The following is a 12,210-nucleotide window of genomic DNA, read 5'->3' as shown; positions in this document are numbered from 1 at the left end:
CTGTTTTGCAAAGCCGGGTAAAAGTTAACGGCCGTCGGGCCTCCACAGGCAAGCGTGGCACAAGCGCAACTGTGGAAAAGACTTCGTATTAACCCGGTATTCAACAAGCTGCTTTATTGATATTCGCCACATTCCAAACATATCCCGACCACTCAATTCACACACGGCGGCATGATCCGCGCGAACGAACGTCTGAAAGGCAATCATAAAATGGGCAGATCTATCGCACTCTTTTTTGCGTGTGCGGCTTTGGTGGTTCTGGCGGGTTCTTTCATGGCGCCGGGAACGGTTGCAGCGGGTAAGAGCGGTTGCGCTCCCGCCTATGGCGTCGACCCCTGCGCAACGGCTTCGATCAGCACCAACTGATCGGCCTTTAAAAGTTTCAAAGAAAAAGCGCCGCCGGTTCTCCGGGGGCGCTTTTTCTTTTTCTGTTCGTTCGTCGCGAACGGAGATTATTCCCGCTCCTGGTTCAACCCAGAACCAGAAGTGCGATCAGTCCCAGCGAACCGATGGCGATGCGCCACCAGGCGAAGGGTGCAAAGCCCCGCCGTGACACGAAATCCAGCAGGGAGCGAACGACGAAGAGGCCGGAGACGAAAGCGGCGATGAAACCCACGGCGATCAGCGCGCCGTCATCGAAGCTCAGCGCATCGCGGTTCTTGTAAAGATCGAGCGTGAAAGCGCCAAGCATGGTCGGCATCGCCAGGAAGAACGAAAATTCGGCGGCGGAGCGCTTGTCCGTTCCCATCAGCAACGACCCGACGATTGTGGCGCCGGACCGCGACGTGCCGGGAATCATCGCAAGGCACTGGAAGAGGCCGATCTTGAAGGCAAGCGACGGCGGATAATCCATGATGTCAGTATATTTCGGCTTCAGCGGCATGCGGTCGACCGCAAGCAGAATGACGCCGCCGATGATCAGTACCACGCAGATGAGCATCGGCGTTTCAAACAGCACGGTCTTGATGAAGTCATGCGCCAAAGCACCTATTATCGCCGCCGGCAGGAAAGCGAGAGCGACGGCCAGCACGAAGCGGCGCGCTTTCGCGCTTGTCGGCAGAGCGAGTGCAATCGACACAAGCTTTTGAAAATAAACAAGAAGGATCGCAAGGATCGCACCAAGCTGAATAAGAACGGCAAAGGTGTTGCCGGGTGATTTGAAACCGAGGAAATGCCCGGCCAGCAGCACGTGCGCCGTTGAGGAGACGGGAATGAACTCCGTCAGACCCTCGATAATGCCCAGCAGAAGCGCGCTGATGATCGATTGGTCACCCATGAGGTATCCTTCTTTTCAGGGGGAAAGTGGCAATGGAAGGCAATTGCGTTAAACTTGTTTTAAAGTAGCCAAGCTCTTATAGCGTCTTGATGAAGCGAAACTGAAAAAGTTTTTCGGCAAATGCCGATCATGACAACCAATCGTAAAAATTGAGTACCGATGCCAACTCTCTATCACTCTCCGATGTCGACCGCATCCCGGTTCGTTCGTCTGATCCTCGCGGAATACGGGTTCCAGACCGATCTCGTGGAAGAGCAGCCGTGGGAAAGACGGCGGGAGTTTCTGGCGCTCAATCCGGCCGGCACCCTGCCGGTCTATCTGGACGACAATATGCGCTCGCTGAGCGGGCCCTATGTGCTTGCAGAATTTCTCGATGAAACGCACGGGGTTCTGAAGCGCGACCGTCGGCTTCTTGCCGAGGACCCGTTTCAGCGCGCAGAAATCCGCCGCCTGACCGAATGGTTTCTGCAGAAGATGGAAAACGATGTGACCCGGCCGCTGGTGCGGGAACGGGTCTATAAATTGCAGATGACGGCGGCGCAGGGTGGCGGACCGCCGGATTCCAAGCTGCTGCGCACCGCCCGCAACAATATTCGCCAGCACATCAAATATCTGGAATGGCTGGCTGGCTCACGCACCTGGCTGGCCGGCGACCGGTTGAGCTATGCCGATCTTGCCGCGGCTGCCGCGGTCTCGGTGCTGGATTATCTCGGTGAGATCAACTGGCTCGAAGCGCCGATTGCCAAGGAATGGTATCAGCGGGTGAAATCCCGTCCTTCCTTCCGGCCGTTCCTCAGCGAACGCATTCCGCGCCTTGCCCCTTCCTCCCACTACGCCGATCTGGACTTCTGAGGTCTGGCCTTCCGGTTATTTGCTGTGGCGCGCGGCTGTATCTAAAGCATGTCGTTGTCCCGAAACCGCTGCACACTTTCGGGCGACATGCATTATATATGCCGCAGAATAACCCGCAGGAGAGACGACCATCGACGTCGCGAGCGAAAAGCAGCGAATACGCGCGCGTAAACTGACGGACTTCGTTCGTCAGGAAGCGCTTTCGCTTGGCTTCGATCTGTGTCGCATCACTGCCCCAGACAGCATTCCGCTCGCACCCGAACGGCTGCGACAGTTTCTCGACAATGGCTATCACGGCACGATGGCTTGGATGGAGGAAACCGAGGCCCGCCGGGCAGAGCCGAAAACGCTGTGGGGAGACGTGCGCTCCATCGTCATGTTCGGGCTGAACTACGGTCCGGAAGAAGATCCGCGCGGCCTGCTTTCCAAACCCGACAAGGCGGCCATTTCGGTCTATGCCCGCAATCGCGATTATCACGACGTCATCAAGGGGCGGCTGAAGGAAATCGCCACCCGTTTTGCCGCGCGCGCCGGCGAGGATGTGAAAGTCTTTGTCGATACCGCACCCGTAATGGAAAAACCACTTGCCGCCGCCGCCGGTCTCGGCTGGCAGGGCAAGCACACCAACCTCGTCAGCCGCACCCATGGCTCATGGCTGTTTCTCGGCAGCATGTTCACCACGGCCGAACTCTGTCTTGACGAGGCTGAAAGGGACCATTGCGGCTCCTGCCGCGCCTGTCTCGATGCCTGTCCGACGGCCGCTTTCCCCGCGCCCTATCAACTGGACGCGCGCCGCTGCATTTCCTATCTCACCATCGAACACAAGGGGCCGATCCCGCACGAATTCCGGCCAATGATCGGCAATCGCATCTATGGCTGCGACGACTGCCTTGCCGCCTGTCCATGGAATAAATTCGCGGCCAGCGCCTCCGAGATGAAATTGCAGGCGCGCGAGGATCTGAAGGAACCTTCCATCGCCTTCCTGCTCACGCTCGATGACGCCGCTTTTCGCGGTTTTTTCAGCGGCTCGCCGGTGAAGCGCATCGGCCGCAATCGCTTCATCCGCAATGTGCTGATAGCGGCAGGTAACTCCGCCGACCGGCAAGTCGTTGAACGATGCAAGGCGCTTGCCGAAACCGACCCTTCGCCCGAAGTACGCGGCATGGCCGCATGGGCTTTGTCACGGCTTATGGACAGGGACGAATTCCGTACATACTCTGCCGGTCGCGCGCCGGAGCCTGATCCGGAGGCGGAAATGGAATGGCAACTGGCAGAGGCGTGACGCATGCATGTGATGATTTTCGGCGCGGGATATTCAGGCAAAGCCATCGCTAACGCGCTGAGAACCGAAGCAGCGAGCGTTTCCGGCACCACACGAAGCCAGGACAAGTTCTCAAACCTCGCCGCCGCAGGCATGACGCCGTTGCTCTTCGACGGCGTTCAGCTCAATGACGCGCTCGTCACCGCAATGGGCAATATCACGCATCTCGTACAATCCGTCGCGCCGGGCAAGGATGGCGATCCGCTGCTTGCGCTTCTGGACGGCGATCTGAAAAAGCTCATGCCCAAGCTGAAATGGGTCGCTTATCTTTCCACCGTCGGCGTTTATGGCGACCATGGCGGCGCATGGGTGGACGAGACAACGCCCTGCCGCCCGGTTTCCGCGCGATCCGTGGAACGGGTGGCTGCGGAAACCGCCTGGACTGCGGCAGCGGAAAAGGCGGATGTGCCGCTTTCCATCCTGCGCCTTTCCGGAATTTACGGCCCCGGACGCAATGCCTTCATGAATTTCGAGAAGGGAACGGCGCGGCGGCTGGTCAAGAAAGACCAGGTGTTCAATCGCATCCGGGTCGAGGATATCGGTGCCGCACTTGCCTTTCTGGCACGGAAAAACGAACGCGGCATCTTCAACGTAACCGACGACGAACCCTGCCCGCCGCAGGATGTGGTGAGCTTCGCAGCAGCGCTGATGGGTGTGGAACCGCCACCCGAGCAGGCCTTCGAGACCGCCGATCTGACACCGATGGCGCGCTCTTTTTATGGCGAGAACAAGCGCGTTTCCAATGCCAGAATACGCGATCTCGGCTTCGATTTCCGCTTTCCGGAGTACAGGTTCTCCCTCAGACAATTGTGGGAAAACGGCCTCTGGCGAGGCTGAAAAATCCCCTCTCGAAAAGCGATGAAAAATCCTTCCAATCCCGCTTTTGCGGATGGTTTTCGTCTTATTTCAGCCAATTAGGATTTTATTAACCATCCAAAAATCGCTAAAATCGTAATCATTAGAAAAATATTTCACTCACATTTCGTGAACTGGATTCACGAAGCCGTGACCTGCAACAGCATTTCCGTTATCCATTGATTCTGCGTTATTTTTTCCAGCTTTTGGCCAGGATGCCCTGCCGACAGCTTTCCGGCTAACGATCACGAATATTACAGACTGTAACAGTTCGTGATTTGAGATCAGCTTTTTTTCGCCATTTTTCCCTCGCCCTACAATCTCGCATCAAAAGGCGTTCAGGCCAGTTCATGGCCGTTTAGCAAGGGCACAATCAATCGGCGCGGGGCCGATTTTCAGGGAAGCACAGTTTGTTGAATATCCGTCGTATAACTTTCACCGCTGCAACTATCGCCGCCTGTTCCATCATTGCGCCTCTTCAGGCGAATGCGGCAAATGGTTGTGGAGGCGCATCGTGGTATGCGTTGACCTCCAAGACTGCTTCGGGCGAGCGCATGAACGCCGCCAACCTGACCGCCGCCCACCGCTCGCTGCGGTTCGGCACCAAGGTCAAGGTGACCAATGCGCGCAATGGCAAGGCCGTTGTGGTGCGCATCAATGACCGTGGGCCGTTCATCAAGGGCCGCGTTCTCGATCTTTCCAAGGCAGCCGCCAAGAACATCGGCATGATCAACTCCGGCACCGCCAAGGTCTGCTACGAGGTCGTCAAGGCCGATTGAGCCTTGCCCTCGCCGCCATTCGCGTCTACCAACCGGGCTTAGCACAAGAACGAGGTAGACAATGCGTTTAGGCGGGCGTTTGGCCGGAGCAATCGAAGTATTGGCGGATATTGAGGGACGCAGGCGTCCCGTCGCCGATGCTCTGAAAGATTGGGGCCTTGCCCATCGTTTCGCCGGCTCCGGCGACAGGGCTGCAATCGGCAACATCGTCTATGACGCGCTGCGCATGAAACTGTCGCACGCCTGGCTGATGGATGACGACAGCGCTGCCTCGCTTGGTTATGCCGTGCTGCTGCGCCAATGGGGCAAGAGCTTTTCGGACCTTTCGGCGGAATTCGACGGCGACAAATTCGCGCCCGCCGCACCGGATGAACAAAGGCAGAAGGCCTTTCTGTCCCGTTCCATCAGCGATGCGCCGGCCCATATTCAGGGCGACATACCCGAATGGGTACAATCCTCCTTCGAAACCGCCTTTGGAGAGCGGTGGCTTGCCGAGGCGCAGGCGTTGAATGAGCGACCCACGCTCGATCTGCGCGCCAACACCTTGAAAGCAACGCGTGACAAGGTGCTGAAGGCTCTGGAAGAAAGCGGCGCGGAAGCCACGCATATCGCCCGGCAGGGCGTGCGCATTCCCGCCGGCGAAGGTCCTTCCCGACTGCCGAACGTCACCGCCGAACTGTCCTTCCAGAAGGGCTGGTTCGAAGTACAGGACGAGGGTTCGCAGATCGTTGCCGACCTCGCCGGCGCGCATGAAGGCGAACAGATCCTCGATTATTGCGCCGGCGGCGGCGGCAAGACGCTGGCCATGGCGGCCAGCATGAACAATAAGGGCCAGGTCCACGCCTTTGACGCCGACCGCAAGCGCCTTGCGCCGATCATCGAACGGCTGAAGCGGGCCGGCACGCGCAATGTGCAGGTGCACGACCGCGCCTCCGGCCTGACGCCGTTTCAGGAAAAATTCGACCGCGTTCTGGTGGACGCGCCCTGCACCGGCACCGGGACATGGCGCCGCCGGCCCGACACCAAATGGCGGCTGACGGCCCGCAATCTGGAAGAACGTGTGCAGCAGCAGGGCGAGGCGCTTTCGCAGGCCAAGGGCTTCGTACGCCCGGGCGGAGAGCTGCTTTATGTCACCTGTTCGGTTTTGCCCGAAGAAAACGAACAGCAGGTAAGGCGTTTCTGCGCGGAAAATCCGGAATTTTCCATCGGCTCCGCACTGGAACGCTGGCAGACGACTTTCGGCGGCAACGCGAATAAACCGCATTCTTCCGACGGCAAGACAGTGACGCTGACGCCTGCAACCACAGATACGGATGGCTTCTTCTTCTGCTTGATGAAACGCAAAGCATAACGCTGTCTTTGCAAGCACTGATTTTACTTGGAAAACAACACCAGGTCTTGTTTCAAAGCATTCTAAACTAGAATGTTTGACACAAGTTTGTGATTGGGTCAGAACTCGCTTGCCGCGGCGCGAAGTCATTTCACGCCTGCCGAAGGAGAGGGATCATGATCCGCAAAACCATTCTCAGCGCTTCTTTTGCGCTTCTTGCCGCATCTGCGGCTTTCACCGCGCTCCCAGCCCGGGCCGCCACCGACGCGGCCGCCGTCGTCAAGCATTATGCCGATGTCGCGCATGCGAAATATGAGGATTCGCTGACCACGGCGAAGGCGCTGGACAAGGCCATCGATGCGCTGATCGCAACGCCGAGCGAAGAAACCCTGAAGGCCGCCCGCGAAGCATGGATCAAGGCCCGCGTTCCCTATCAGCAGTCGGAAGTCTATCGTTTCGGCAACCCGATAGTCGACGATTGGGAAGGCAAGGTGAATGCCTGGCCGCTGGATGAAGGCCTGATCGACTATGTCGACGGTTCTTATGGCACGGAAAGCGACGAGAACGAGCTTTACGTTGCCAACATCATCGCCAATCCGAAGATCAAGATCAGCGGTGAAGAGGTCGACGCCTCCAAGATCACCCCCGAGCTGATCGAAAGCCTGCACGAGGCGGGCGATGTCGAAGCCAATGTGACGACCGGTTATCACGCCATCGAATTCCTGCTCTGGGGTCAGGATCTGAACGGCACCGGACCGGGCGCAGGCAACCGCCCCTACACCGACTACGACAAGGCGAAATGCACGAACGGCAATTGCGACCGCCGCGCCGATTACCTGAAATCCGCCTCGACCCTGCTGATCAAGGATCTTCAGGAGATGGTGGATGCCTGGGCGCCGGAAGGCGAAGCCACGAAAACAGTGGCAGCCGATCCGAAAGCGGGCCTGACCGCCATTCTCACCGGCATGGGTTCGCTCTCCTATGGCGAGCTGGCGGGTGAGCGCATGAAGCTCGGCCTTCTGCTGCACGATCCGGAAGAGGAACATGATTGCTTCTCCGACAACACCTACAATTCGCATCTTTACGACGCGATCGGCATCGCCTCGGCCTATACCGGCGACTATACCCGCGTGGACGGAACGAAGATGACGGGCGCCTCGCTGTCGGAACTGGTCGGCGCCAAGGACAAGGCGCTGAACGACGAGATGCTGGCGAAGCTGAACAAGACGCTCGACGCCATGCATGCCATGGAAAAACGCGCGCAGACCGTCGAGGCCTATGACCAGATGATCGGCGAAGGCAACAAGGAAGGCAACGCCGTGGTTCAGACGGCCATCGACGGCCTTCTCGACCAGACAAAGACTGTCGAACGCGTCATCGCGGCGCTCGATCTCGGCAAGATCGAGCTTGAAGGCTCCGACAGCCTCGACAATCCGAACGCCGTCTTCAAATAAGCGGTAAAACGGGCCGCAGATCGCTGCGGCCCGTTACTTTTCACCCGCCCTTATTGTCATGCAATTTTTGCTGCCGCCGATCCGCAAGCCATTCTTCTTCGCCGGGGCAGCCTGCCTTGTGGTGTCGATGGCGCTTGCCGAACCGCTGCGGGGCGACCTGACGGAGAAAGATCGAAGCCGTGTGCTGGCCGTCACCGCGCCAACGGCGGATTTTACCGGGCCGGAACCTTTCGAAGCCATGGCCGGCGGCGCGACGACCAGCGTCAGCAAGGCCGACAGCGGCGCGTTTTCACATCCTTCCGCCACCATGCCGCTCGAACGGAAGCAGGATTTCAAGCTCGGCAATGCGCTGTTCCAGAAGCTCTGGGTCTCCTCTCCGTCCTCCACACAGGCCTCGGACGGGCTCGGGCCGCTCTTCAACGCCCGATCCTGCCAGACCTGCCATGTGAAGGATGGCAGAGGTCGACCGCCTCTTGCCGGAGAAGACGCTGTCTCGCTGTTTCTGCGGCTGGCGCGACCGGCGCGCAATGAAGCCGAACGACAGGCCATTGCCAGTCACCAGACCTTAAATTTTCCCGATGAGACCTATGGCCGGCAGCTTCAGAACCTGGCCATTCCCGGCCTCGCCGCCGAAGGCAAACCGGTCATCGCCTATACGGAAGAGCCGTTTCAGCTGGCGGATGGTGAGGTGGTGATGCTGCGCAAGCCCGACTATGCCGTGGCGAACCTGCAATATGGCCCGCTTGGCGCCGACACGACGCTTTCGGCGCGCATCGCCATGCCCACCCTCGGTCTTGGCCTGATCGAGGCCATCGCCGAGGCCGATATTCTGGCCAAGGCCGACCCGGACGACAATGATGGCGACGGCATTGCCGGACGTCCCGCATGGGTCAAAGACCATCGCACCGGCGAGGTGAAACTCGGGCGGTTTGGCTGGAAAGCGCAGAATGCGAGCGTGCGAGACCAGAGCGCCAGCGCCTTCTCCCACGACATCGGCATTTCCACACCGGATGCGCCGAATGCCTATGGCGACTGCATGGACGTCCAGAAGGACTGTCTTGCCATGCCGACAGGCGTGCAGCTAAGGCTCGGGTCGGTGGAGGCGCCCGATCCGGTTCTCGACCTCGTGACCTTCTACACCGAAAACCTCGCCGTGCCGCGCCGCCGCAACGTCGATGATCCGACGGTCCTGCAGGGAAAGCAGCTTTTCTACGCCTCCGGCTGTACGGCCTGCCATACCCCGAAATTCGTCACCCGCCGCGACGCCGCCGACCCTATGCATTCTTTCCAGCTGATCTGGCCCTATTCCGATTTTCTGCTGCATGACATGGGCGAAGGACTTGCCGATGGCCAGCAGGTGGGCGAAGCCAGCGGACGGCAGTGGCGAACCCAGCCGCTCTGGGGCATCGGCCTGACGCAAAAGGTCAATGGCAACGGTTTTTACCTGCATGACGGGCGGGCGCGCAGCCTGACGGAAGCGATATTGTGGCACGGCGGCGAAGGGCAAAAAACGCGCGACGCCTTTGCCGCCTTGCAAAAATCCGACCGGCAGGCTTTGCTGGCCTTTCTGGAGTCCCTTTGATGAAAAATGCCATGCGAAAAATTTCCGGCGTCATGTCCGTGCTGCTGCTTCTGACCACGCCGCCGGCAAGGGCGCAGGATGTGGAACTGATGCCGCCACCGCCGCTTGACCCGGTTAAGGTGCGAGGCGTGATGGAAAAGGCGGTGAACGGCTTCATCCGTCCCGGCTATGACCGCTTCCGGCAGTCGGCGGAGACGCTGGAAGGCCGCATGAAAGCTTTCTGCACCGCCCCCTCCGAAACGACGGCAGCGGCGGCCAAGGCTGCCTTTGTCGATACGGTGTCAAGCTGGTCGACCATCGAGATCGTGCGTGTCGGCCCTGTCATCGAGAAGAACCGTTTCGAACGCGTGCTTTATTATCCCGACAAGAAGGGTCTCGGGCTGAAACAGGTGCAGCGTTATCTCACCGAAAAGGATGAGAGCGTCACGAGTGCGGATGGCCTGAGCGGCAAGAGCGTTGCGGCGCAGGGGCTCGGCGCTCTTGAGTTCGTGCTTTACGGAACCGGAGCGGAAGAGCTGCTCGACAGGAAGGGTGATTTCCGCTGCCGTTACGGTGCGGCCATCGCCGGCAACATCGCCAATGTGGCGGCGGAACTTTCCGACAGCTGGAATGCACCTGACGGTGCGCAGAAAAACTGGACGCAGCCCGGAGCGGACAACCCCGTCTTTCGTGACGAGCGCGAGGCGCTTGTTGCCCTGCTCGGCATTCTCGTCCATGGCTCCGAAGCCATTCGCGACCAGCGGATCGAAACCTTCTACAAGGGACCGGACAAGGCAAGATTTCCCCGCACCGCCATTTATTGGCGCTCCGGCCTGACATGGCAGAGCGTTTCCACCAATATCAAGGCGGTTCAGACGCTGCTGCACACGGCGGATATGGTCGAACTCGTACCGCCCGATCAGCGCTCCATCGTCAACTCCATCGATTTCATCGCCAAATCGATGATCCGCGTTGCCGGGACCATCGATACGGATGTGCAAAAGGCGCTGGATCAGGACGATCAGCGCGCCAAGGTGGATTATCTGCTGCTCAATGGCAAAGACCTGATCTACCGCTTGAACGATCAATATGGCGGCGCCATCGGCCTCAGCTCCGGCTTTTCCTTCGCCGATGGGGACTGAGCCGATGATCTCCGGCACCAAACGGATGCTGATAGATCGGCGCAGCTTCATCAAAGCGGCGGGAGTTCCCTTCCTCGCCGCGCTGGCTCCCCGTTCACTTTATGCGCTTGAGCGGACAGACGCGGTCTTTGCCTCCGCCTTCCGCGCCCGTGACGGGTCCTACGGCATTGCGACGGTGAGCGAGCGCGGCGAGATCATCGACCGCGTCGCGCTTCCTGCCCGCGCCCATGGAATGGCGACGAGCCACGCGACCGGCATGACCGTGGCCTTTGCGCGCCGGCCCGGCACCTTCTTCATGGCCTTCGACCCCGCGCGGCGCGGCGAACCGATCGTGATGCACACGCCGGAAAACCGCCACTTCTACGGCCATGGGCAATTCTCCCCTGACGGAACAATCCTCTATGCCAGCGAAAACGACTTCGACGGCAATCGTGGCGTTATCGGGCTCTATGACGCCCGCAACGGCTTTGCCCGCATCGGCGAGTATGATGCGCATGGCATCGGCACGCATGACATGACGGTGAGCGATGATGGCCGGCTGATCGTGATCGCCAATGGCGGCATCGAAACCCATCCGGATTTCGGCCGCACCAAACTCAATATCGACAATATGCAGCCCTCCCTCGTGCTTCTGGATGCGGCGACCGGGCAAGTGATCCAGAAACACGCCATGCCGGAGCAGCTGCGGCAGCTTTCCACCCGCCATGTCGATCTCGGCGATGACGGGCGTATCTGGTTCGCCTGCCAATATGAGGGACCGCGCAACGATCTCCCGCCGCTTGTCGGCCATTTCTCCAGGGGCAAGGCTCTCACCTTCGTCGATCTGCCGGAAGAAACGACGGTGCGCCTTGCCAATTATGTCGGGGCCATTGCCGTCAACCGGCGCGATGGGCTGGTGGGCCTGACCTCGCCCAACGGCAACGCCGCCGTGACGCTGGATGCGAAAACCGGGCGCGTCGTTTCCGAGACGACCGTGCGGGAAGCGGCGGGCGTCGCGCCCGCCGCGAGAGGCATTGCGGTTTCTTCCTATGACGGATTTTTCGAGACCCGGCGCAGCGACGTGGCGTGGGACCAGCACATCGTGCGTCTGTCCAGCTAAAATACTGAAAAGACAGGGGAACAAAAGCCCGGCCGGCGCATTGGACGGATCATGAGAAACCTTGCCGTCTATGTCGTTTTTGTGGTTGCTGTTGTTGCCGTGGGGGCGCTGATTGGCGTCAACAATGTGCCCGGCGAATGGTATCAATCGCTGCAGAAGCCTTTCTTCAATCCGCCCAACTGGATTTTCGGGCCTGTCTGGACCGCGCTTTACGTGCTGATCGGCATTGCCGGCGCACAGACATGGATCCGCAAGCCGATGGGAACGCGCATGCGGCTCTGGTTCACGCAGATGGTGCTGAACTTCCTGTGGTCTCCGATTTTTTTCGGAATGCAAAGCCCGGCGGGTGCACTCATCATCATCATTCCGATGCTGATCTGCATCGTCGCCTTTGTGGCGCTCACCTACCGCCGTGACCGCATATCCATGTGGCTTTTCGTGCCCTATGCCGTGTGGGTCGCCTTTGCCACGGTGTTGAACGCAAGCATCGGCATGTTGAACTAAATCCCCGCACCGCCCTTGCCTTGCCTGCCGCCACGCG

11 protein-coding genes are annotated in these 12,210 nt (G+C 59.5%); 10 read left to right on the top strand and 1 reads right to left on the bottom strand.

Annotated elements, in window-relative coordinates:
• Nucleotides 1–469: 469 nt before the first annotated feature.
• The gene (locus L901_RS17965; RefSeq protein ID WP_035264095.1) at nt 470–1,276 is read right to left on the bottom strand and encodes an undecaprenyl-diphosphate phosphatase; all 807 of its coding nucleotides are present in this window, start codon (nt 1,274–1,276) and stop codon (nt 470–472) included.
• Between the two features lie 159 nt (nt 1,277–1,435).
• On the opposite strand from L901_RS17965, the gene L901_RS17960 reads away from it, so the two are divergent.
• The 10 genes from L901_RS17960 (at nt 1,436) to L901_RS17915 (ending at nt 12,173) form a co-directional block, all read left to right on the top strand.
• A complete protein-coding gene (locus L901_RS17960) occupies nt 1,436–2,128 on the top strand; it encodes a glutathione S-transferase family protein (protein WP_003520121.1) in 693 nt (230 codons plus the stop codon).
• Nucleotides 2,129–2,258: 130 nt separating this feature from the next.
• Complete coding sequence (queG, locus tag L901_RS17955) at nt 2,259–3,410, top strand: tRNA epoxyqueuosine(34) reductase QueG (protein ID WP_059759248.1); 1,152 nt, start codon at nt 2,259–2,261, stop codon at nt 3,408–3,410.
• Nucleotides 3,411–3,413: 3 nt separating this feature from the next.
• Nucleotides 3,414–4,286 carry an SDR family oxidoreductase gene (locus tag L901_RS17950; protein WP_059759245.1) on the top strand — a complete coding sequence of 291 codons (873 nt, stop codon included), beginning with the start codon at nt 3,414–3,416 and terminating at the stop codon, nt 4,284–4,286.
• Between the two features lie 428 nt (nt 4,287–4,714).
• Nucleotides 4,715–5,083 carry a septal ring lytic transglycosylase RlpA family protein gene (locus L901_RS17945; RefSeq protein ID WP_059759243.1) on the top strand — a complete coding sequence of 123 codons (369 nt, stop codon included), beginning with the start codon at nt 4,715–4,717 and terminating at the stop codon, nt 5,081–5,083.
• A gap of 61 nt (nt 5,084–5,144) precedes the next feature.
• Nucleotides 5,145–6,434: an RsmB/NOP family class I SAM-dependent RNA methyltransferase gene (locus L901_RS17940; RefSeq protein WP_059759240.1), complete on the top strand. Its 1,290-nt coding sequence runs from the start codon at nt 5,145–5,147 to the stop codon at nt 6,432–6,434.
• Between the two features lie 155 nt (nt 6,435–6,589).
• Nucleotides 6,590–7,867, top strand: coding sequence for an imelysin family protein (locus L901_RS17935; protein WP_059759237.1), 1,278 nt, complete (start codon nt 6,590–6,592; stop codon nt 7,865–7,867).
• A 58-nt stretch (nt 7,868–7,925) separates the two neighbouring features.
• Nucleotides 7,926–9,449 carry a di-heme oxidoredictase family protein gene (locus L901_RS17930; RefSeq protein ID WP_059759235.1) on the top strand — a complete coding sequence of 508 codons (1,524 nt, stop codon included), beginning with the start codon at nt 7,926–7,928 and terminating at the stop codon, nt 9,447–9,449.
• A complete protein-coding gene (locus L901_RS17925) occupies nt 9,449–10,570 on the top strand; it encodes an imelysin family protein (RefSeq protein ID WP_059759232.1) in 1,122 nt (373 codons plus the stop codon). Before L901_RS17930 ends, L901_RS17925 begins: the two co-directional genes overlap by 1 nt.
• A gap of 4 nt (nt 10,571–10,574) precedes the next feature.
• A complete protein-coding gene (locus L901_RS17920) occupies nt 10,575–11,669 on the top strand; it encodes a DUF1513 domain-containing protein (protein WP_059759229.1) in 1,095 nt (364 codons plus the stop codon).
• A gap of 51 nt (nt 11,670–11,720) precedes the next feature.
• Nucleotides 11,721–12,173, top strand: coding sequence for a TspO/MBR family protein (locus L901_RS17915; RefSeq protein WP_059759226.1), 453 nt, complete (start codon nt 11,721–11,723; stop codon nt 12,171–12,173).
• Nucleotides 12,174–12,210: the final 37 nt, after the last annotated feature.

Source organism: Agrobacterium sp. D14 (assembly GCF_001526505.1).
Taxonomy (GTDB): Bacteria; Pseudomonadota; Alphaproteobacteria; order Rhizobiales; family Rhizobiaceae; genus Agrobacterium; species Agrobacterium leguminum.
This window is presented reverse-complemented; position numbering and strand designations above follow the sequence as displayed.

What these genes read in the sequence shown, in the direction of transcription:
- L901_RS17935 (WP_059759237.1), top strand. Translation starts at nt 6,590, where the DNA reads ATGATCCGCAAAACCATTCTCAGCGCTTCTTTTGCGCTTCTTGCCGCA.
- L901_RS17940 (WP_059759240.1), top strand. Translation starts at nt 5,145, where the DNA reads ATGCGTTTAGGCGGGCGTTTGGCCGGAGCAATCGAAGTATTGGCGGAT.
- L901_RS17965 (WP_035264095.1), bottom strand. Translation starts at nt 1,276, where the DNA reads ATGGGTGACCAATCGATCATCAGCGCGCTTCTGCTGGGCATTATCGAG.
- L901_RS17920 (WP_059759229.1), top strand. Translation starts at nt 10,575, where the DNA reads ATGATCTCCGGCACCAAACGGATGCTGATAGATCGGCGCAGCTTCATC.
- L901_RS17925 (WP_059759232.1), top strand. Translation starts at nt 9,449, where the DNA reads ATGAAAAATGCCATGCGAAAAATTTCCGGCGTCATGTCCGTGCTGCTG.
- L901_RS17950 (WP_059759245.1), top strand. Translation starts at nt 3,414, where the DNA reads ATGCATGTGATGATTTTCGGCGCGGGATATTCAGGCAAAGCCATCGCT.
- L901_RS17915 (WP_059759226.1), top strand. Translation starts at nt 11,721, where the DNA reads ATGAGAAACCTTGCCGTCTATGTCGTTTTTGTGGTTGCTGTTGTTGCC.
- L901_RS17930 (WP_059759235.1), top strand. Translation starts at nt 7,926, where the DNA reads ATGCAATTTTTGCTGCCGCCGATCCGCAAGCCATTCTTCTTCGCCGGG.
- L901_RS17960 (WP_003520121.1), top strand. Translation starts at nt 1,436, where the DNA reads ATGCCAACTCTCTATCACTCTCCGATGTCGACCGCATCCCGGTTCGTT.